Source organism: Paraburkholderia sp. A1BS-2L (assembly GCF_051125205.1).
Lineage (GTDB): Bacteria > Pseudomonadota > Gammaproteobacteria > Burkholderiales > Burkholderiaceae > Paraburkholderia.
This window is the reverse complement of the sequence record NZ_CP120432.1, coordinates 1-20,244: the sequence shown is the minus strand read 5'-3', so window position 1 is coordinate 20,244 and position 20,244 is coordinate 1. Positions and strand designations below refer to the sequence as shown.

Sequence of the window (20,244 nt, the reverse complement as noted above, 5' to 3'; positions counted from 1 at the left end):
GGAAGTGATTTCTCATGGTTTTCAGTGGCCCTGAAGGCGTCGGTAGATCGAATTGGCGTAGACAAGCTGGCGTGAGCTCGACGTCGCGTTATAGGCGCCGACAGCTTTCCAGGTCGGCCCGAACTGGCGGAAGTTCGAGGCGAGAATCCACGTCCCCACGTAAGCGTTCACGCAGGCGTTAAAGAGGTGCTCGCGGCGGATGCCATAGCGGGCGAGCACAGGCAGCCACGAACTGTTGATCTGCATGAGACCGATGTCCTCGCTGCCATTCGCATTGACGTTGATCGCGCCCGCATGCATGCCCGACTCCTGCTGAGCAATCGCGCGCACGAGCTGCGCACTGATATGCCGGTAGGCGGCCGCATCATCGAGACAGTCAGCGTGTGCGCCCGCCGGAGCCACCGCGAGCGCGATCAGGGAAAGGAGTGCGTAGCGCATCACGAGGTCGCTCCCGCACGCTCGAAGTACTTCACGTCGTGCCGTCGTAGCACGCTGACGGTCTGTCCGTCCGCCGTCACGATGAACTGCTCCGAGGTGCCGTTGAACTTGTAGAAACGGCCTTTCTGTTCGCCCGAGCCCAGGTGGTGCACGTCAGCGACGGTCACGTTGATGACGCTTGGCGCGAACTTGAAGAACGTCTCGCCCTTCTCGTCGAATACCGCTTCCAGATGGGCGCTGTTGCCAACGGGGAAGTCGTACACGGTGCCCGGGCTGCGCGCGACCTCGACACGGTGCGCCTCGTCCGAAACGATGAAGCGCTCCGCACGGTCGATGGTCATGACGCCGGTGTCGGCATCCCACTTCGGGTGCAGCGAAACGCCATCGGTCGAGACAAACTTCAGGTCCTTCGGCCTGGCGGCAAAGCGGATCTGTGTGTGCGTGTCGTCGCCATCGCGGATCGCATTTGCGCCGAAGTACGTTGCGAGAAGTGACTGCGCGGGCGGCACCGCCGCGACAGCGTCCGGGGCCGCCGGGGCCGAAGCCGCCGCAACCACCGTCGGGTCGGCATGCGTCACCGTTGCCGCGGCGTAGGCGAGTGCGCCGGACTTTTCGACGTCGCGGCGCAGGCGCACATGACGCGCGTCGAAATCGACATCCGCGTAGAGGCCTGTCTGCCCCATGAGCCGGTCGAGTGCCTGCATCCAGTTCTCGCCCTGCCGCGTCTCGAAGCGGTCCGCGGCGGTCAGATCGACATCCTTCTGCGCCGATCCGCTCCAGCCCTGCGGCACCAGCGCCTTGACGATCGAGGCGACCGGCATGGTGGCGTTCAGCGTGCGCACGGGCTCGAGCGCGCCACGCTCGCCCACGAGCGACAGGCGTCCACTAAAGCCGGAAAACGCGACAGGCTGGTCGTCGCCAGAGCCTGGCACCGTGCCATGTCCGCCGATAAACGTGTTGGCCCGCTTCCAGCTCGCCACGGCTGTATGTCCGGCGACGCTGTACTGGATCGTGGCAGGTGTGCCGTCCACGACCATGTACGGCCCTTCGGCGTGTCCACCGGCTACCGTGATGACCTGTCCGGCACGCGGCTGGATATAGGTCTTCGAGCCGTCGTTGAAGACGAGCGCCGGACGCTCGGCGATGCCGCCCGCGATCTCGTAATCGAAATTAAAGGGATCGGTATTGGCAGCCAGAGCGAGGTGTGCTGCGCTGAATGCGCACAGGGTCGCGAACGTAAGAAGACTGCGCGTCATAGGCCAGCCTGGATCTGGTTGAGGTGATGCGCGAAGCGCGCGAGGTAAGCACTGCCCGGCACCGGGTTGGCGCTGTGGTAGAACGCGATGGCCTTCGCGACCGAGTGCGTGCGGCTGTAGTTCTCGTTGAGGATCGCTTCCGCAACGTGAATGTTCGTTGCGGGCGCAAGCGCATCCCATGGCGAGGCGAAGCGCTGCCGGTGAGCGCACCAATGGATCTGCATGATCCCTACGTCAAAGTCGCAACGGCCCGCCGCAAGAAGGGCGCGCATTGCGCCGTACGCATCCTGGCGGGAACGGAAGTAGTAGCCACGCCCTGCGACATTCAGCGTCCACGGCCACGCGCGCCCGTGGTAGGCGGTTTCGTTCAGTGCGATGCCGGCCAGCACCTTCGGATCAACGCTCGTGTGCATCAGGACGAAGGGCGTCTCGGCCTTCGCGCACGCCCAGCCGCCCCGGCCTTCGGCGATCGCCGCCTGTGCGTCGTCATCGAGCTGCCCGGGTTGCAGCCAGCCGCTGCGCACCATGAGCCCGGCGAGCGAGACCACATGCGAATCGACCGGCACGGTGATGCCCTGTGCCGGCGTGCTCGCCACCGTCTGGCCAACGAGGCGCGAAGCCCATGTGTGAAACGGCGCAAGCCCGCAGTAGAGGACGGGCGCGCCGTCGAGCGACGCGACCTCGCGCGCGTCGTGCGAGGCCAGCACCAGCGCGTCGGGGCTGATGATCCGCTCGATGGTCGCGGTGTGCGCTGTCACACTCGCTGCGGCCGAGAACAGCAAGGGAACCAGTGCGAGCCTAGCCACGGTACGGCTCCAGGTGGATGTTGCGGTTCACCTTGATCATGCCGCGCTTGCCCGGTGCCACCTTGATGGTCGGCGGAATGCTCTGGTAGCGGCTCAGGATCGACTGCGACGTCTGTGCCGCGACCTGGCCCGCGGTACTGCCCACCTGCGTGACACCGTACGGACCGCTGGTTGTTGACGAGACACCGTTCTTGTCGAACGCGCCGAGCAGCACGGCGGTGAGTGCCGACGCACCGAAGATTTTCAGGAAGTGGTTGTTGACGTCGCCCGAGAAACCCGCTTCGCCGTTCTCGTCCGCGCCCTGTGCGCCATAGAGCGGCACTTCCTTGCCGTTGGGCAGGCGCATCTCGGTGGCGGCAACCTGGATGCTTTCCTGTCCGACCTGGATATCGCTCTGGTACGGGCCCGTAATGGTGGTGCCCTTCGGGATCATGAGGCAGGTGCCCGTCACGCTGTCATAGACGTCCTGTTCGACGACGAGCGCCACCGTGCCCGGACGGTCGGAGTTCTCACCCTCGGCGGTGAGCACCGGAATGTGATGCGGCGGCGAGAGCGTGCAGGTCTTCTCCTGGCCGATGAACCCGGCGCTCAGGAATCCTTCGCCGGAGCTCGATTGCGCCTTCGCATCCTTCAGGAACTGCAGGTCGCGATCGGCGGAGGATGCGCGGGCGTTACCCTGCCCCATCGCCGCCGCAAGCGCCCCTGCCTGCGCGGCGGCCTGCCCTGCTGCTGCCTGCTGCGCGGCGAGCTGTTGCACTGCCATCTGCTGGGGCGTCATGATTCCCCCCGCCGCGGCGTTGTTCTGCGAATCCGCCTGCTCCTTGACCTTGAGGCCCGGAATGAAAATCGGCGAGGCGTAGAGACTGTCCTGCTTCGCGCTGGCCGCCAGGTTCCCGTTGTTCGACTCCCGCTCGTACTGGTCCAGCGACAGTGCCGGCTTCGTTGACACAGGCTGGGCGTCCGATGCTGCGGCAGCTTCGCGGCGGGCCTTTTGCTCGGCTGCGCGGGCGCGCGCCTGCTGGTCGGCAATGATCCGGTCGATATCGTCACTGGCCGGTGCATGATCCACCGAAGCGGCGGTCTTCGCGGCCTTGTCCTCCTTCGCCTGTTCGGCCGCACGGGCGCTTACCTTCGACTGGTAATAGAAGCCCATCGCCCCGATGGCGAGCGCGAAGATGAGACCCACCGCCATGAGCGCGTTGCGCGGCGACTTGCCCTTGACCACGCGCTCCTGATCCGCGGTTACCCCCTGGCTCTGGCTCGACATGGCTCAGAACCTGAAGATGCCGGGACGACGGCGTGTGACGGTGACCTCGTCGTCGCCCGCGCGCAGCACGATCCGGTCGGCCATCTGCTGGACAACGATGTACTGCCCGCGACGGATGAAATTCGGGCTCACGTCGTCGCCGTGGTCCTTGACGATGGGCACCGCGAACGGCGCGCCCGCGGGCAGCCGCAGCCACACGAACCTGCCGTCGTCAAAGACCGTCTCGGGCCTGAACGCTGCAGAGCCATCGACCTTGTAGTCGAAATTGAGCTTGTCGGGCGGCACGCCAAGGGGTCCCGAATCGGTCGCGCCGCCGTTCCCGCTCACCGCACCATCGGCTGCGCCGTCGGCATCGCCGCGCGCGCGCACCTTTGCCATCAGCGATTCGGCATAGTGAAAGCGCACGCTCTGATAGAAAAGGCCACCCAGCGGCGACGACACCAGCGTCATGTCGTACTCGCGCAGGTTCGTCGTCAGGTGCAGCGTGTTCACGAGCCCGGGCCTGACCGGCTTGATGAACACGTGGTTTGCGCCGTCCGTGTCGATGAGCCAGCTCACCGAATCGCCCATGGCGGGTTCGGCAATGAGCTTCTCGCCCGGCGCGAACTCGATGGTGGTGTTCTTGGCCGGTGCGGTGATGATGCGAAAGATCTGGTCGCGGCTGTAGCTGAACACGACGATGCGCGCGTCGTTGGGCATTGTGACCGGATCGGTGCCGGAGTTGTAGGGGTTCACCGGACTCATCGGGTCGCCCATGATCGAGCCAACGTCGAGGGCGGCTGCGGCGGAAGCGGCCCGCGACGCGCCGAGGGCGGAACCGGAAAGTGCGAGCGCGCCGGCGAGCGCAACCACGAGCGCCAGAGCGCGGGGGGCCTGGATCGTCATACCGTTTTCTGGAGAGTGAAGAACGGGAAGAAGATCCCGAACGGGTTGGTCCCCACGGCTTCGTCCGAGCTGGCCGGCACGATCTGGTAGCGCAGCGTGAGCGCATAGCGCTGCACGACGGGCTTGTCCGAGGGGAACTGCGTGGTGGAGGTGGAGAATTCAACGACGACCGTTGAGTCGTCGAGCACGGAAACACTGCTGACCGCCACCTCGCGCACGAGCTTCGGGTTGGTGAGGATCGACTGGAACGGCGCGTCCTGGTGCAGCCAGTCGCCGAACTGGTTCCTTGCGTTGCCCGTCATCTGAGCCTTGACGGCATTGACGTTGCGCGCGAGGCGCGAGCCCTCGATCGTTGGCGTCAGGACCGGCTCAATGGTGAACCAGCGCTGGACCGAGTCAGCGACGGACGAGCGCAGCGCAAGGTCGTCGGGCTTGTACGCGGCGAGCTGCTTCATGAGGGGACGACCACCCGCATCGGCGGCAATGCCGTAGCTCTTGACCACCGACGGCGGCGGCTGGCGCGTCCACACTGCCCCGCCCGCGATGAACGCGAGCACGAAGCAGAAGGTCTTCCAGTGGTTGGCCTCGACACGCAGGCGCGTGCCGCGATCGAAGATGATCTTTTCGGGATCTTCCTCGGAATACCCTCCCGGTGCGGGCGAAAGGGCAACATCTTTGCGGGAACGACGGAACAGGGGCATGACGCGCGCGGACAGATTGGCTTGCGTCGATTGAAACAGTCCGGCACCTCCTCCTTCGGAGCAAAAGGGAAGCTATTTTGCATACCATTGCGGCCAACCATCGACCGCGGCGTCTCTCGTGCAGGCGCCTGCACGTGAAAACGCGGAATGGTGATGCTTTTGGTGAGCTTTTAGGCCAGGTCTCCTTTGACGGGAGCGTTAGAATCGCGATGTTTCACCTGTTTCACACGCAGCGCGAAATCGAAAGACAACTAAGTCATTGATTTTTCATAGGCCTGCTTAATAAACTGGCAAATTGGCGTGCAGGCGCCTGCACGAAACATTACGATCCGATGACAAATCAAGACGCGAACATTGCAGCTGCGCTGGCCGAACACTCGGCGATGATCTCGCGGGGCGCTAATGCGTACGAGTTCGGCGTGTTCTATCGAAGCCTGATGACCAGGGCGGGACTATGGCGAACACAAGCTGAACTGGCGAAAGCCATGAATGTATCGCGGGCCCATGTGTCGAAGGCCCTTGCTGCCGCGCGCCTTCCCGGAGAAATCGTGGGCATCTTCGGCGCGAGACAGATCACATTTCGCCTCGCCGAGTGTCTGAGCCGTCTGATTGCTGAATTCGGAGTGGACCATCTGCAAAGGAACGCTACTCGCGTTCCGATAAATGCCCGCACGACCGATGAGATTCTCAGGTTTCTTGCAGAGGGCGAAATACCGGAGTCGACCGATAAACCGCGCCTCAGCGTCATAGAGAGCGGCAAGGCCCTCCGTCTAGAGTTGACAGATCTCCACATCGTGCTTCCGTACCTGACCCAGCTTGAGCACATGATCGCGTGGTCCGTGTCGGTGATTCTGAGCGACCCGGCTCGCGGTCCTCGCCGGCCACGGCGATATAAGCGACGCGCGCGAGTTAAGCCTGCTGCAGTTGACTTCTGATCTCCGAACGGCAACGAACGCTTACCGCGTGCCGCTGCCAGGTCCCAGCGGCCGACCGTCGCCATCACCCAAGAGGGTGCACGCGCGGATATGGCGATTTTCGCTGAAATCGGCGAATTTCGCGTCTGCACAAAACAAGCAGTCCCAAGCAAAGATGCCGTTTGTGCTTCCAGATTTCCTCGCCGTGACTATCGACAACTATTGCATTTCGCTGTCAAGGCGAATCCGGAAGCCGGCAAACTGGTGCCGGACACTCCGATTTTCCGACTCCTTATTTGGTCTTCGCTTTGCCAGACTTCGTCTTGTTGAAAACGTAGCTCGCGAATCCGTCTTTCAAGTCCGGGTACTTCTGGATAGTCGTTTCAGCCAGTTCACCTGTTGGATCGACACCCAAGCGACGGAGCGTAAGTTTGCCACCTGGACTGGTCCTATAGGTCCGTCGCCAGTCCTCTCGCTGCCTCGGTCCAGCGACTTCGTATGCTTCCCATCCACGCCGGATTTCTTCGCCTCTCTGGCCTTGCGCGTGAACATCCTGTGCTGCGATCCGGAGCGCAATCCGAGTCTCGGCCTGCTCTCGCACCTCAAGTTCGCGCTGCTCATTCAGCGCCATGTTTTGCTGAATCTCGATCATCTTGCGCTCCGCGTCAGAGATGATCCACCTTTCCTTCAATGCTTTCATGAAGAAACCAGCCGGACTCTTCGATACCTTGCCCATTTGCAGGCTGAAACGTGTGCGCTCGATCGCCTGTTCAAGGCGCTCGTCCGTGTAGGTGTCGCGCTCGGCAGCGATCTGGTTAAGCTGCGAACTAGAGAGCCCGAACTCCTGCTTCAGCGTTTGGTAGATCGCTTGAGCGTGCTCGTGCGTATGGAGTACGCGCTCCGCGATCTCTTTGCGCGCGATGCGAAATCTTAGTCGCCCTATCTTGCGAGACCCCGGCTCGTTGCGCGTCTCATACGACAGCGTGAGGTCGGAAACCTCGTTGATCTGCTCGACAGCCGGCGTGAGCCAGTCGCGTTTGAAGTACTTAAACTCCTGCGCCTTGGCACCCATCGCGCCTTGCCACGAGCGAAGTTCGTCAAGGGCGAGCCAGTCCGTCATGCCCTCGTCCGCGTAGGGAAGCAAGTGGTCGTACATAACTCGCGCGTAGCTCAGCGTAAAGAGCGACGTGATGCGCAGGCTCAGCCAGTGCGATTTGCCAGGGCCACGTATGATTCCGATGAGATCCGGCGGAACGCGGAACTGGAAGCGTCCGCCTGAATATGTGATGCGACCAATCAACTGCACCGAACCGAACGGTTTCTCTCCGTTTGCATCCGATGCTGCTGTCGCCTGTATCAGCGCTCTTTGCGCTTCGGTAATGACCTGTTCAAGGTGCGTGTTGTTGCGGCTCGAATAGCGCATGAGCCACTTGAAGTAATCCAACTCCACTTCGTACAAGTCACGAGGCCGTTCTTCCTGCGCGACAATGAAATATGCGGCGTCGATTAGGCGTCGTGCCGCCACCCCTAAATCAACAATCCGAATCAGGACATTGTTTCGCGCGAAACCAATGTCAGAGCGGGCTGTTTCGACGGGCAAGTCCTCGGCGTTCGCGTCGTCGAACAACGCCAATGCCAGTTGCCTCGACGTGGCCACCTGCCCTGCGATCGCCATTCCGGCCTCCAGCTTGTTGTTCAAAAGGTGATATGGACCCGTACGGTACCGACGGCAAGGTGCCCTGTCAACACAGATCACCTCACCTTTTCGCCTAGCCCGACACAGAACACCTCACCTTAGCTTCAACCTTTCACATTTCGCCTCACCCTTGCCGCCCAAATACTTCACCTTGCTCCTCAATCTGGTTCACCTTCCCGGGGTAAACGGTTCACCTTCGCGCTCAATCAACAGCACCTTTAACACAGAACACCTCACCTCTCTCGCCTAAGTCATTGATTTTATGGGCGACGAGTTTTCTGTTGGTTGTTGTTTGCTTTTTTTTATTAATTCACTAACAACCCGCAAACAAAGATCGTGCGAGTCGGTGCGCAAGGCGAAAGGATGACGAAGCTAGTGATGCTATCTGCGTATTTCGCCTCAGAAGCCACTGTAGGTTCGACTGTTTGGTCATTTCGCTGTATCCGCGAGGCTTGATTCGGTTCTGAGACTCCCGCTTTACGCTGCCGCGAAAGGTGAGGCAAATTGTGCACGTGCGGAATGAATTGTCGAAACACCGGCCTTTTGACCAGTCAAAGTGAGGTGTTCTGTGTTAGGTCCGCGAACTCTCAGGACCCACGTCGTTTGCGATGTTCTTTCGACAACGGCGATTGTTCACTCTGGGTCGACGTAAGCCATTGAATATATTGGAGTTGTTCGGTGTCGACATGAAAAAGGTTGCCTTTATAAGATTCCGATGGCAATTGTGCGCTCTGCCTAGTATTCTACGGTTCGTCAAAGATGTAACACAAAACCGTTGAAACAGACGCGGAGCGTGAAGAAATCAGCTCACCGTCGACAAAAAGAGGAACCGTCGCAATGAATCTAAGCGAGCTGCCAGGGATTGACCGCCGCGTCAAGCTCTCTAACCTTGGGGAATTTGCCGAGCGCCTGTCGGTAATGGCGAATGAACTGCGGGATCAAATCTTGGCGCCGCGGCCACGGAAGACGCCACCCGTCTTTACGATCGGTGAACTCTCGGAAATGTGCGGAATGGATCGCCAGAAGATCAACTATCTGGCCACGAAGGAAGGCGGCGAATTGCCGCCCGGGGAAGCTCATGGGACCGGAAGAGCGCGCATCTTCTCATTGAAAGATGCACGGACCTGGGTGCAGCAAGTATCCGACATTTACCAGACTCCGCTGGTTACCGGCACGCGTGAACATCGTGGGCGCGTCTTGATCACAGCAAACTTCAAGGGCGGCTCCTGCAAGACCACAACAACGATGTGCATTGGGCAGGGCTTAAGTCTTCGTGGACGCAAGGTACTGGTCATTGACCTAGACCCGCAGGCGTCTCTGTCGGAGTTGTGTGGCTTGTACGCCGAGAAGGATGTGACGTGGGAGGACACTGTGCTCCCGTTCATCTACGACCCGAGCATCGAAGGTGGCCTCGCGTCGAAGGTTCAAACGACGTATTGGGATGGACTTGACGTGATCCCGGCGCACAACTACCTGCACGACGCGGAGTTTCACCTGCCGACGGCGCAGCAGACTAATCCTGGTTTCGAGTTCTGGTCGGTGCTTCGCAAGGGTATCGAACCGCTACGGGCGCAATATGATTACATCATTCTCGATACGGCGCCGTCTCTGTCCTACATGACGCTAAACGGTCTGATGGCGGCCGACTCGATGGTGATGCCGTTGGTCCCGGAGAGCCTGGACTTCATTTCGTCGGTGTCATTTTGGTCACTGTTCGCTGAGGTTGCACACGGATTTGTCGAGCACGAACTCGACAAAACGTACGATTTCATCTCGGTCCTTTTGTCGAGGGTCGATTACGGCAACACGTCGTCGGCGCCCGTAGTGCGCTCGTGGTCCCAGCGGGCGTATGGGGATTGGCTTCACGCAACGGAAGTTCCGGCCAGTTCTGTTATGAGCAATGGTGCACTTGCCTTTTCCACCGTGTTCGATCTGTCGCGGGCTGACGCTGTGGCGAAGACACTGGCGCGGGTGAAGCAACCATTGATGGATTACTGCAAGTGGATTGATGATCAATATGTGACGCAATGGAGGGCCGGGCAATGAGCAGCCTGCGTGAGCGCATGATGAATAAGACGGCTGAGGTTCGTGCGGCGAAAGACATTAAGCTCGATCCTCAGCAGGAAAAAGCGACGAGCCCACGGACTGCGCCTGGCATGGCAGGTGCCTTGGCAGTCGCGCAACAGCGGATCATCGAGCTGGAGAAGACCGGAGCGGCGTCGGAGGTCGCGTTATCCGAGATCGTTCCTAATCCGTGGCAGCCTCGACAGTTGTTTAATGAGGCGAAACTGACGCAGCTCGCCGAATCGATTCGGGAGGCCGGCCTGGTCCAGCCGATTGTCGTGCGTCGGGTGGCTGCGGGTTATCAGATAGTCGCCGGGGAGCGACGTTGGCGCGCGCACAAGATGATCGGGAAGGAAACGATCAAGGTTGTCATCATCGATCTCTCGGACGAGGAGATGGCGATGCTGGCACTTGTCGAAAACGTGGCGCGCGAGGACCTCTCGGATTATGAAATTTCGCGTTCAGTCCGCCAGACGGAAAGGGAGTTCCCGAATCGTAAGCGTATGGCAGAGGCGTTGGGGATTTCACGTTCGGAGCTTTACCGTTACCTCGCGTTTGGCGACTTGCCCGATTTCGTCATCAAGGATCTGAATATCCAACCGCGATTGCTTGGTGCGCACGCCGCGCAAGATGTGGTGTCTGTCCTTCGCGAGAAGGATGCTCGAGCGCTTGAGATTGCCCGGAGCGTTTGGGTCAAAGTTGTGTCTGGAGATCTCGACCAGACCAAGCTCGCTCGATCAATTAAGCAGGAAGTGGAAGGCGATGGCAAATCTGACGGAGGTGTCAGTGATCGCAAGATCGAAAAGATTTTTGCCGGGAAGAGTCAGGCCGGATCCATTACGAAGGACGCTGTCGGATTCACTGTCAAAATTAAGGCGGGGATGCTGACAGAGGATAGGGAGAAACAAATACGTGCGCTTATCGCGCAGTTATTTTCGGACGATGCTTCTTCCGGTTAGTATCCTCTTAAGCCCGACCGAGTTCGGGCTTTTTTGTGTCTCCATTGGAGACAAACGCGGGCACGCTCTCCCGACTCGTATCCCGTAGCCCCATTCGGGGGGAGCATGGTCTAATCCAGAGTCACCGTACTGATGGATCGCGCGGCTCTCCCCCGAGTGTCTCCAATGGAGACACAAGGCCCGAGTGTCCCAGTCTGCACCTTGGCAATGTCATTTGGCGACGCTGCCCGGAAGATTACGGTACTTGATTGGCAACGCAACGAAGATCCGAACAGGCGCTATGTCTTACGCCATGCTCGACAGCGGGTCAAACTGCCCTGTCCCGGGGATAGTGTCGGGGATTCACGAATTAGGCAAAGGTACCCCCGGATAATGTCGGAACAGTCGGACTGACGCTAGCTGGCGCTGGATTTTGGGTGAGCACGGGCGCTTGCGCGGGGCGGCAACAATAGCAACAAGGGCACCATTGGTAGCGGTACCTGTGAACGTCAACCCACCTGTGGCTGGCGCTGCCAAGGGTGCCAAAATCATCGCGAGTCTCTGGCCTTTCAATCCAATGGTTTCGAGCGCGACGGGCGTACGTCGGAGTCGCCTGGTTCGCACACCCAGGCCGTCACATTCGATCTCGCATTGCTTCGCCGAATCCATGTGCCGCGCAGGATGACATAGCAGTCTGGGGCGGCGGGGCGCGGTGCGCACCTAGCGAGAGGAGCTGAGGTCGGATCGGCGTTCGTTTGCATTGAACAAATTTCATCCTGGCCGGGTCGCTCCTGAAGCTGCCCGCGCTTTCGACTCGCGGTGCGGACAATGCACCCGCTAGGGGCCTTGCATACGTCAATTCAACGTACGCGAATGGGGTTGCAGCAGTAGCTGCTCTATAGCAGAAAGTGGCGAGCAAATGCCTTCGCCGCCCAGCTCTCTACAATCCGCCATAGAACGGCACCGGGCCTATTTTCGGGCAACAGACGGAATTCTCCAAAGCGTGGGGATTCGCCTCCGCGAGAACGACACGCTCCCCCAAGATTGGCTCAGCAACGGCGCCAAGTTTGCTGTGCACCGGCTGGCCTTCCGAGAGGCCAAAGATGCGAGCTTACGTTGCACTGGTCCTGTTTCCTCTCTCGCTCCCAGTCTTCATCGGACGACGCCAGAGCATGAGCCCGGGGCGACGTGGCTAAGCTAGCATTCGGAGCATAGGGCGCTTGAAGGACGTTGGATCATTGTGGTGCTCGGACATCCATTGACGATCCACTGGCCCACCGAATTTCGACGCGAAGCGAACGGTCGGCGCCGCACACACGACACGGCGGAACGGGTGGTCATGTGATGCAACTAACCATCTGCTCTTCAATCTGACAATTGAGACGCGTATCGGCGTGCCAGCGGCACGGAAATCCGCCTAACCGATAACCGCAGAGACGGTGTGCCCGATCAGATGCCCTCGGTACGCGAATTGTTGGGCGAATTGATTACGCAGACGAGAAAAGGGTCGCGTCGTGAAACATTCGGACTGTAAATTTTGATGTCTGCAAACCCTTACGCGATAGGGGTTACAGCCTAACCGACGCAAATTGTTTCACGGCGCCGAGAGGCGAACGTTAAACGAACATCGGTGAAATCCAGGCAGCGCGGCGTCAAACGCGGTAATCAGCAAAATCGTATGGAACGATACGTAATTTGTACTTTAATCGCGTCGCATTATTTCCGAGCACGTCCCCGTGTGTGGTAGCTCGCGCTGCCGCGCCGTCCATCGCGCTCTAGCACCGCTGCCGTCGGCCGAGGTGCGCGGCAGGCCTGTTTTGATCATCATGGCGCATTTCGCGGGGTTCAACGTGGCTGAATCGAGGCGAGCGTGAATTCTCTCCGCAGCGCGGAAAGAATCTGCGGCGGTGGATCTGAGAGTTCCGTCTGAACGACGTTTCCGGTAACTTGCCGCCTTGTGCCGACCCCGGCACAACGGCGGGCTTCATCCAGACGTGTATCGCGATGACAATCGCGCCAAGAGAAATACTGCAGGTCTTGAAGCGGTCGCTTTGGCTCACTGCCCTGACAGATCCATGTCAAAGACCATAGTCGAGCGTCGTAGCGACATTCGATAGGCCGAGCCGGGTCTGTCAAGCGCCTGTCGCTTCTCTAGGACCACCGCACCAGTAAGTAGTCGCGATATGCACTGCCATGAATCTTCTCGGCCCGTGGATTTGCCCCCCCTAGCGGTTGCGATCATCCTGCAGGCGCGAACGAGCAGCCTGAATTGACTGATGCAGCTTGGCTTCCAGTGCCTCGCGCGGCGGGAGTACCGTCAGATATTCCGCGAGATGAGTCCCGCTCTTGCCCAGCTCGAGCAACTCGATCTGTTCTTGCTTCTTTCCGGCGCACAGGATGATGCCGATAGGCGGTTGCTCGTCCGGCTCCTGCTCATGCCTTGAAATCTCTTGGCGAGGGGACACCACCGTGCCGTGCGCGTTTTTCGACATTACCGGGCCCAACTGTCAAACGGCCGTCCACTGCCACATGCGGTGGCTATCGGGCCGGGAAACGCGACTAACTGTCTTCGGCAATTCCGCGCCCAACACCGGCGGAGTGCGAAAAACTGGGGTCTTCAGGCAGGTGGATATCGCGCCCGTGGCGCACTGCTGGCGCAGCCGAAGTTGTATGGCTGCGACGTCTTGATTGAGCGCAGCGAGGATGAACCATTCGCAAGTCGGCTCGCCAGCCAGAACGTTCGTCGCGTGTCGATCCGGCGTCGGGATTGCGCATCACGCCTCGGGTAAAATGCCGGCACTGTGCGGTTGGCCGGGAATGCGTCCTGGAACCGCGGCGTTGCGCCGAACGTCGGCGGCAATGGCAGCGCGGGCGGACAGCCTCGCGGTTGCCACATACCGCATGGAAATACCATGAAATTCGATCATCCCGATCCCGAACTCAACGATCCGCTGACTGACGAAGAGCTGGATTTTCTCGAACGCTTTCTTTCGGGCAATGCCGTTTGCAGCGATGCGATGGATGCGGTCATGTTGCATGGTTTTCTGACTGCCGTCATTTCCGGACCGAACGTGATCTTGCCGGGCGCGATTCTTCCGTGGATCTGGGATGCCAGGCACGCAACCCGTCAACCCGGATTCCTGTCAGCAGGTCGCGCTCGCAAGGTCACCGGACTGATCTTTCAGTACTGGAACGACATCAACGACACCCTGAATCAATGCCCCGACCTGTTCGAACTCCCGCTGCACACGCGCGTATACAAGGGCGAAGAGGTTCCCGTCCTCGACGAATGGTGCGAAGGGTATTGCAAGGGCATCGACATCGACCGGGAGGCGTGGGAGCCGCTGATCGAACGACACCCCTGGTGGTTCAATATCATCCTGCTGTTCGGCACAGCCTCCGGATACCAGGAACTGGCGCGCCGTGACTACACGGTTGAGCAACGCCGGTCGTTCGTACTCCAGCTTGCGGCCTCGGCACTCAATATCCATCGCCACGGGTGTGAAGAACGTCGCAGATTGATGGAGCAGGGAGAGCACCCCGGCACGGTCCCGGCGGGTTCATCGCCGAAAGCCAGGACGGCGACGCAAACCACGCCGGGGAATCTGGACGCCCGGAACGGGAGCGTGTCCAAAGATGTGTTCCTTGTCGATTCGCTTGGCCGGGTGACGGACGAAGCGTTTCATCCGCTGGCATTGTCCCCGCTGGCTACGCGCATCACGCGTGGTGGCACGTCTGTCGACGTGCACATCTATCGCGCCGACGATGATGGCCGCGACGGATGGATACTGGAAATCATCGACGCGTCTGGAACGTCCACGGTCTGGGACGAGCCGTTCCCGACCGATGGGGCTGCGCTGGCCGAAGCATGGAGCACGATCAGCACGCACGGCATTGCGCCGGTAACCGGAGACGGGCCGGCACCCGCGCCGAAACACTGAGCGCGCCCGGTGCCAGAATCCGCCTGGCGCTCCCGGAAGGGCTAGCCCTTGCGCGGCGTGGGCAGACTCCCCACGGCGCAGGCGATACGTGATCTCCTTGCGGGTCTGTCTCCCGCCTGCATGCGAACCCGCGACTTTCCCATCAACTGTCCATGTCCTTGACCGATACCGATCGCCTCTCGCCAAGAATCACACCGGCCGGCCACCTGCTTGCCGCGCCGGACGTCGATGCGCCGGCCTTGCCCGATGACGTCGCGCTGGGCGCGGCCTTCACGCGCGGCCCAGGTCATGGGCTGCTCTATCTGGGAAGCGCGACCATCGGGCGAGCATTGCCGCCCGCCTGGGCATGGTGGCGCGACCTGGGGGCCCGCTATGTCACGGCCCTGTGCACCACGCCAGAAGGTGGGGAAGTCGCGGTTGCCCAACCGGACAGGGCGGACTTCGACAGGCTGATCGACGATGCGCCACCCATGGCGGGCGCGGAATATCTCACCCCGGATGTCCTGGCGGCACTGTGGGGCGAAATCGATGGCGCCTTGCGTGACGAGCTGGCAGGTTCGGGAGCGTCGCTTCAGGCATTCCTGAGGTCGCGTCATCCTGCCTGGAATCTGGTGGGCCGTGTTCATTTCAACCTTGCCGAAAACCGCAAGGACCCCGAAGCACCATTCGCGTTCCTGGCTACGTACGCGGCGCGCCTGTCAGCCCATGGCAAGACACAGCATCAACCGCTTTCGCGGGCGCTCGAAGAGTTTTCCGAGGCGCGCAACAAGGCGCAGCTGCTCTCTCTCCTGATGCCGGTTCAGCGCGCCGCTGAACGCTGTGACTGGCTGCGCGCGATGCTCGAGTCGCGCGAAATCTACCACCCGCTGCGCTGGATGCCGACTGACGCCTGGCGTCTTCTCTCCGATCTGCCGGCGCTGGAATCTGCCGGCATCAGGGTCCGGCTACCGGCGACCTGGGCGACGGGCCGTCCTGCGCGACCCGCGGTCAGGGCGAGTGTCGGGACGCAGCCACCATCGCTCCTTGGCAGGGAAGCGCTGCTCGACTTCAGGATGGAGGTGTCGCTCGATGGCGAAGCGCTCAGTCCGGCCGAGATCCGGAGTCTGCTCAAGGGCGCCGACGGTCTGCAGTGGATTCGCGGGCGCTGGATTGAGGTGGACACGAAAAAGCTCGGCCGCCTGCTCCAGCGTTTTGAAGGTCTCGAGCAGGCCGCGCAGGCGGGGCTGCCGTTGAACGATGCCTTGCGTCTACTGGCAGGCGTGTCCGGCGATGAAACCGAAGGCTCCGACGAGCGCGACTGGGCGCAGGTCGTGGCAGGCGACTGGCTGGCCGAGACGCTGCGGCAGTTGCGCCAGCCGGAAGGGCTGGCGCAGGTCGATCCCGGCGTCGACCTGAGAGCGCAGCTTCGACCTTACCAGCAGGCGGGGGTGCAGTGGCTCTACCTGCTCAGCCAGCTGGGGCTGGGAGCGTGTCTGGCCGACGACATGGGCCTCGGGAAGACGATGCAGGTGCTCTCCCTGTTGCTGATTCTCAAGCGCGATCTGGGCGCCCCGCGCCCGAGCCTGCTGGTCGCACCGGCCTCACTGCTGGCCAACTGGGCTGCGGAAGCGGCACGTTTCGCGCCGGGTCTGCGCGTGCTGGTGGCGCACCCGTCTGTGACGCCAGCGGAAGAACTGCGCGTCCTGGACAGCACGAATCTCATGCAGACCGACCTCGTCATTACCAGTTTCGGGTCGCTGCTGCGTCAGCCGGTTCTGGAGTCGATGCAGTGGCGCGTCGCGATTGTCGACGAGGCCCAGGCGATCAAGAATCCCGGCGCCCGGCAGACGAAACAGGTCAAGAAGCTGCAGGCCCGCTCACGCATCGCCCTGACGGGCACCCCGGTGGAAAATCGCCTGTCGGACCTGTGGTCCATTTTCGACTTCACGCATCCCGGCCTGCTGGGCTCGGCGAAGGACTTTGCCGGGCTCACCCGGCGTCTGGCGAAAATGGAGCACTTCGGCCCGCTTCGAAACCTCGTGCGGCCCTACATTCTGCGTCGCCTGAAAACGGACCGGCGCGTGATCGCCGATCTCCCTGAAAAAACCGAACTCAAGGCATGGTGTCACCTGAGCCCCATCCAGGCCGCCCTGTATGAACGCGCGGTCAAGGACCTGGCGGCGGCGCTCGATGGCACCGACGGTATTGAACGCAAGGGGATCGTATTGAGCTACCTGATGCGCTTCAAGCAGATCTGCAACCATCCGTCCCAGTGGTTGGGCGATGCGGCGTGGAAGCCGGAAGCCAGCGGCAAATTTGCACGGCTGCGCGAGCTCGTCGACGTGATCGCGGCGAAACAGGAAAAGGTCCTGGTCTTTACGCAATTCCGGGAAACCACTGAGCCCCTTGCCGCATTCCTCGGATCGCTTTTCGGCCGCGAGGGCCTGATTCTCCATGGGGGCACACCCGTAGCCAAACGGCGCGAACTGGTCAGGCAGTTCCAGGAGGACGAATCGGTGCCGTTCTTTGTGCTCTCGCTCAAGGCGGGCGGAGCGGGGCTGAATCTCACCGCCGCGTCCCACGTGATTCACTTCGATCGCTGGTGGAATCCGGCGGTCGAAAATCAGGCGACGGATCGGGCATTTCGTATCGGCCAGCGCAGGAATGTCCTCGTGCACAAGTTCGTTTGCCAGGGTACGGTCGAGGACCGGATTGATCAGCTGATCGAAACGAAGCAGCAACTGGTGAAGGATGTGCTTGAAGGGGGCGCGGAACTGCTGCTGACCGAGATGGGTGACCGCGAGTTGCTCGATCTTGTCAGGCTCGATATTCACTCCGCGCAGGAAAACTGATCATGGGAAAGAACGCAGATGGCTAACTTCGGTGGATGGAAACCTTACGTTCCGGTGGCCGAACGCAGGAAAAAAGCCGGGCAGCTGGTCGCCAGGGCGACCAAAGCTGGCAAGACGCTGTCACCCATTGCGCCGTATCGCGGGGCCATCGCGAAGACCTTCTGGGGCAAGGCGTGGTGCGATAACCTGGAGCACTACAGCGACTACGAAAGTCGCCTGCCACGCGGTCGCACGTACGTGCGCAATGGTTCGGTGATCGACCTGCAGATTACGACGGGCAGGATCCGTGCGCAGGTCATGGGGTCCAGCCTGTACGAGATCGAAATTGATGTCGCAGCCTGCCCGGAAAAACAGTGGCGCGACTTGAGCGCCGACTGTGCGTCCTCGATTGACTCCATGGTCGAATTGCTGCAGGGCAAGCTGTCGGCCGCGGTGATGGGGCGCATCTGCAAGCCGGGAACCGGGCTTTTTCCCGCGCCGAAAGACATCAAACTCGGTTGCAATTGTCTGGATTGGGCGGCGATGTGCAAGCACGTCGCCGCCGTACTCTATGGCATCGGCGCACGGCTCGACCAGCAGCCCGAATTGCTCTTTACGTTACGTGGCGTTGACCCCACCGAACTCGTCAATAGCACCGATGCGAATCTGCCCGGGGCAGGCGCCGTCCCGGCGTCCGGCAGGTTGCTTGACAATGCAGATCTGGGCGACGTGTTCGGTATCGATATCGACATGGAACCCCTTGCTGATCCGCCCAGGGTGCGGGGCAAGCGCACGCGCAAAGCAGTCAGCTCGCAGACAGTCGAAGTCACGACACCGAAGTCGACGACACCGAAGTCGACAGCACCGAAGTCGACAGCACCGAAGTCGACAGCACCGAAGTCGACGACACCAAAGTCGACGACACCAAAGTCGACGACACCGAAGTCGACGACACCGAAGTCGACGACACCGAAGTCGACGACACCGAAGTCGTCCGCGACTGCGAAATCGGCACCCAAGGGTAAGGTCGAAAGCAAAGCCAAAGCCAAGGTCGCGCCGCTGGACGTAGAGCGCCGTCCTGCCGCCCCGAAAAATGCGAAAGCAAAAACCGGCTCCGGCGCAACGCAGGCGACCCGTCCGGCTGCGTCTAAAAAGCCCACTGCACGTGCTGCGCCTGCCACGGCGAAATCCGCGAAACGCCGCGGGTGAATTTGGGCGCTGTGCCGCACCGCCTGATCCGACGGCTGATTTCGCTTTCAATGTGCGCAGCGGGATCGGGATGGGGCGGGTTGACGAATCCCGGCTGAACTTCAGGCTGGAGGCGCCTGACGCCAGCGAGGGCCCCGATCAGAATGCGACGAAATGGAAAATCAGGGAGTACATGTTGGGCAGGAAAAAGAGCGCAGAAAAATTGAAGGTGGTGGTCGCATCGAGCCAGTCATCGAGCGCAGGCTGCGGTTTCTGGCCGAGACGGCCGGGGTATGTCGACAGGGCGAGTACAGAGGAAATCTGTTCGATCGTAGCGTGACTGTTGTACAGGCATCGCAGCCGGTAAAACACTTGAAGAACCATAGCCGTGCACCTTGTCCGTCCCACCGGTCGCTCGTATTCCCTGCGGGTGGTCAATGTCATCTGGCGGCCGCCTTCCGCAACGTTTGCGGGGATTCGACTCGCAGTGGAAGCCGGTTGCAGCGCCGCGCGTTTGCGGCCCGGCTTCCGTAGCCGAACGGATCCGTAACCCAACACGGCATGGCCCACCTTCGAACTGGTCGCCCTCGCGCTGTCCACCGGGTAGGTGCCAGGATCGCTCCCGCCGTTCGCGACTCTGATAGACTTTTCGCAACTCCAGTTCGCGCGTGGCAGGCGTCTGATGCGTGCGATCGCGGAATCGAGGACAGGAGGGTTCATCCATGCTGCGATGGCTTGCAAACCTGATTGCACACAATGCCGCAACGCCGGAGAAGCAGGCTGAGCGCGCGCTCGGAGAATTGCGCATGGCGCTGTTCCAGGCCGAACAGCGGGTCATGGATGCGCAATTGCAGGCTGACTATTACCGCTCACGCATAGCGTTCTGCGAGGAGGTTCGGAAGGCCGGCATCGAACAGGTGTCCGATCAACGCAAGGGACAACGTGAAACGGTTACGCACGAGTTGCGACCGAACTTGAAGCTGACGACCTCCCCATAGCCTGCGCCGCACGCTCTCTGCCGCGCAGGGCGGGGGAGACCGATGTGGGGTACGGATGAGACGCCCAAAAGGCGTGCTCGCAGCAAAACCGCTATCGTTCCAGCAATGGAAAACGACTGGTGCTCCCGCTTCATAATGCCTGGTCGCACACACAACGACGCGCGCAATGCGCGGCGGCGGGTAGAACGGCTCCGTCGTGCCCTGAATTGTGTCGTCACATTTGATCGGCTGTGACCCTGACGACGACGGGCACCTGCTACCTTGTCCTTTCGAGGACTGACTCCACGCTGGGGCGTCTCATCCGGTTAACACGTTTACAGGATCACGAATAACCGGCGACCT

General features: G+C 61.0%; 15 protein-coding genes and 1 pseudogene. 7 read left to right on the top strand and 9 right to left on the bottom strand.

The window, feature by feature from the left end:
• Positions 1-21: 21 nt before the first annotated feature.
• Genes P5W98_RS33830 through P5W98_RS33805 form a run of 6 tightly spaced genes read right to left on the bottom strand, consistent with a single transcriptional unit; the run spans position 22 to position 5,353 of the window.
• Positions 22-438, bottom strand: a complete 417-nt coding sequence (locus P5W98_RS33830) for a lytic transglycosylase domain-containing protein (RefSeq protein WP_421028896.1) — start codon at positions 436-438, stop codon at positions 22-24.
• The gene (locus P5W98_RS33825) at positions 438-1,694 is read right to left on the bottom strand and encodes a TrbG/VirB9 family P-type conjugative transfer protein (protein WP_421028895.1); all 1,257 of its coding nucleotides are present in this window, start codon (positions 1,692-1,694) and stop codon (positions 438-440) included. Before P5W98_RS33825 ends, P5W98_RS33830 begins: the two co-directional genes overlap by 1 nt.
• Positions 1,691-2,500 carry a transglycosylase SLT domain-containing protein gene (locus P5W98_RS33820; protein ID WP_421028894.1) on the bottom strand — a complete coding sequence of 270 codons (810 nt, stop codon included), beginning with the start codon at positions 2,498-2,500 and terminating at the stop codon, positions 1,691-1,693. The genes P5W98_RS33825 and P5W98_RS33820 overlap by 4 nt, the downstream gene beginning before the upstream one ends.
• Complete coding sequence (locus P5W98_RS33815; protein WP_421028893.1) at positions 2,493-3,767, bottom strand: TrbI/VirB10 family protein; 1,275 nt, start codon at positions 3,765-3,767, stop codon at positions 2,493-2,495. The genes P5W98_RS33820 and P5W98_RS33815 overlap by 8 nt, the downstream gene beginning before the upstream one ends.
• Positions 3,768-3,770: 3 nt before the next feature.
• Complete coding sequence (locus P5W98_RS33810) at positions 3,771-4,652, bottom strand: TrbG/VirB9 family P-type conjugative transfer protein (RefSeq protein WP_421028892.1); 882 nt, start codon at positions 4,650-4,652, stop codon at positions 3,771-3,773.
• Positions 4,649-5,353, bottom strand: coding sequence for a type IV secretion system protein (locus P5W98_RS33805; protein ID WP_421028891.1), 705 nt, complete (start codon positions 5,351-5,353; stop codon positions 4,649-4,651). The genes P5W98_RS33810 and P5W98_RS33805 overlap by 4 nt, the downstream gene beginning before the upstream one ends.
• A 332-nt stretch (positions 5,354-5,685) precedes the next feature.
• Between P5W98_RS33805 and P5W98_RS33800 the strand changes: the two genes are divergently transcribed.
• Positions 5,686-6,288, top strand: a complete 603-nt coding sequence (locus P5W98_RS33800) for a hypothetical protein (RefSeq protein ID WP_421028890.1) — start codon at positions 5,686-5,688, stop codon at positions 6,286-6,288.
• Positions 6,289-6,559: 271 nt separating this feature from the next.
• On the opposite strand, the gene P5W98_RS33795 is transcribed toward P5W98_RS33800, so the two are convergent.
• Positions 6,560-7,942: a replication initiation protein gene (locus P5W98_RS33795; protein ID WP_421028889.1), complete on the bottom strand. Its 1,383-nt coding sequence runs from the start codon at positions 7,940-7,942 to the stop codon at positions 6,560-6,562.
• An 858-nt stretch (positions 7,943-8,800) separates the two neighbouring features.
• Between P5W98_RS33795 and P5W98_RS33790 the strand changes: the two genes are divergently transcribed.
• Together P5W98_RS33790 and P5W98_RS33785 are read left to right on the top strand one after the other, a co-directional pair.
• Positions 8,801-10,009, top strand: a complete 1,209-nt coding sequence (locus P5W98_RS33790; protein WP_421028888.1) for a ParA family protein — start codon at positions 8,801-8,803, stop codon at positions 10,007-10,009.
• Positions 10,006-10,986: a ParB/RepB/Spo0J family partition protein gene (locus tag P5W98_RS33785; RefSeq protein WP_421028887.1), complete on the top strand. Its 981-nt coding sequence runs from the start codon at positions 10,006-10,008 to the stop codon at positions 10,984-10,986. Before P5W98_RS33790 ends, P5W98_RS33785 begins: the two co-directional genes overlap by 4 nt.
• 2,204 nt (positions 10,987-13,190) lie before the next feature.
• Here the strand turns inward: P5W98_RS33785 and P5W98_RS33780 are convergent.
• Positions 13,191-13,412 (bottom strand): annotated as a pseudogene (locus P5W98_RS33780) (PDDEXK nuclease domain-containing protein); the annotation flags it as partial.
• A gap of 465 nt (positions 13,413-13,877) precedes the next feature.
• Here P5W98_RS33780 and P5W98_RS33775 point away from each other — a divergent pair.
• From P5W98_RS33775 to P5W98_RS33765, 3 genes are all read left to right on the top strand, one after another.
• Positions 13,878-14,906: a UPF0149 family protein gene (locus tag P5W98_RS33775; RefSeq protein ID WP_421028886.1), complete on the top strand. Its 1,029-nt coding sequence runs from the start codon at positions 13,878-13,880 to the stop codon at positions 14,904-14,906.
• Positions 14,907-15,058: 152 nt separating this feature from the next.
• Entirely contained in the window at positions 15,059-17,737 is a 2,679-nt protein-coding gene (locus P5W98_RS33770; RefSeq protein WP_421028885.1) for a DEAD/DEAH box helicase, read from the top strand.
• 18 nt (positions 17,738-17,755) lie between these two features.
• Positions 17,756-18,925, top strand: a complete 1,170-nt coding sequence (locus P5W98_RS33765) for a hypothetical protein (RefSeq protein WP_421028884.1) — start codon at positions 17,756-17,758, stop codon at positions 18,923-18,925.
• A 138-nt stretch (positions 18,926-19,063) separates the two neighbouring features.
• Here P5W98_RS33765 and P5W98_RS33760 read toward each other — a convergent pair whose 3' ends face one another.
• A complete protein-coding gene (locus P5W98_RS33760; protein WP_421028883.1) occupies positions 19,064-19,348 on the bottom strand; it encodes a hypothetical protein in 285 nt (94 codons plus the stop codon).
• A gap of 278 nt (positions 19,349-19,626) precedes the next feature.
• On the opposite strand from P5W98_RS33760, the gene P5W98_RS33755 reads away from it, so the two are divergent.
• On the top strand, positions 19,627-19,902 hold the full coding sequence (locus P5W98_RS33755) for a hypothetical protein (RefSeq protein ID WP_421028882.1): 276 nt from the start codon (positions 19,627-19,629) through the stop codon (positions 19,900-19,902).
• Positions 19,903-20,244: the final 342 nt, after the last annotated feature.

Bases quoted from the DNA above. Each gene is read 5' to 3' on its own strand.
- P5W98_RS33830 (WP_421028896.1), bottom strand. From the start codon at position 438: ATGCGCTACGCACTCCTTTCCCTGATCGCGCTCGCGGTGGCTCCGGCG.
- P5W98_RS33825 (WP_421028895.1), bottom strand. From the start codon at position 1,694: ATGACGCGCAGTCTTCTTACGTTCGCGACCCTGTGCGCATTCAGCGCA.
- P5W98_RS33815 (WP_421028893.1), bottom strand. From the start codon at position 3,767: ATGTCGAGCCAGAGCCAGGGGGTAACCGCGGATCAGGAGCGCGTGGTC.
- P5W98_RS33810 (WP_421028892.1), bottom strand. From the start codon at position 4,652: ATGACGATCCAGGCCCCCCGCGCTCTGGCGCTCGTGGTTGCGCTCGCC.
- P5W98_RS33805 (WP_421028891.1), bottom strand. From the start codon at position 5,353: ATGCCCCTGTTCCGTCGTTCCCGCAAAGATGTTGCCCTTTCGCCCGCA.
- P5W98_RS33800 (WP_421028890.1), top strand. From the start codon at position 5,686: ATGACAAATCAAGACGCGAACATTGCAGCTGCGCTGGCCGAACACTCG.
- P5W98_RS33795 (WP_421028889.1), bottom strand. From the start codon at position 7,942: ATGGCGATCGCAGGGCAGGTGGCCACGTCGAGGCAACTGGCATTGGCG.
- P5W98_RS33790 (WP_421028888.1), top strand. From the start codon at position 8,801: ATGAATCTAAGCGAGCTGCCAGGGATTGACCGCCGCGTCAAGCTCTCT.
- P5W98_RS33785 (WP_421028887.1), top strand. From the start codon at position 10,006: ATGAGCAGCCTGCGTGAGCGCATGATGAATAAGACGGCTGAGGTTCGT.
- P5W98_RS33775 (WP_421028886.1), top strand. From the start codon at position 13,878: ATGAAATTCGATCATCCCGATCCCGAACTCAACGATCCGCTGACTGAC.
- P5W98_RS33770 (WP_421028885.1), top strand. From the start codon at position 15,059: ATGTCCTTGACCGATACCGATCGCCTCTCGCCAAGAATCACACCGGCC.
- P5W98_RS33765 (WP_421028884.1), top strand. From the start codon at position 17,756: ATGGCTAACTTCGGTGGATGGAAACCTTACGTTCCGGTGGCCGAACGC.
- P5W98_RS33760 (WP_421028883.1), bottom strand. From the start codon at position 19,348: ATGACATTGACCACCCGCAGGGAATACGAGCGACCGGTGGGACGGACA.
- P5W98_RS33755 (WP_421028882.1), top strand. From the start codon at position 19,627: ATGCTGCGATGGCTTGCAAACCTGATTGCACACAATGCCGCAACGCCG.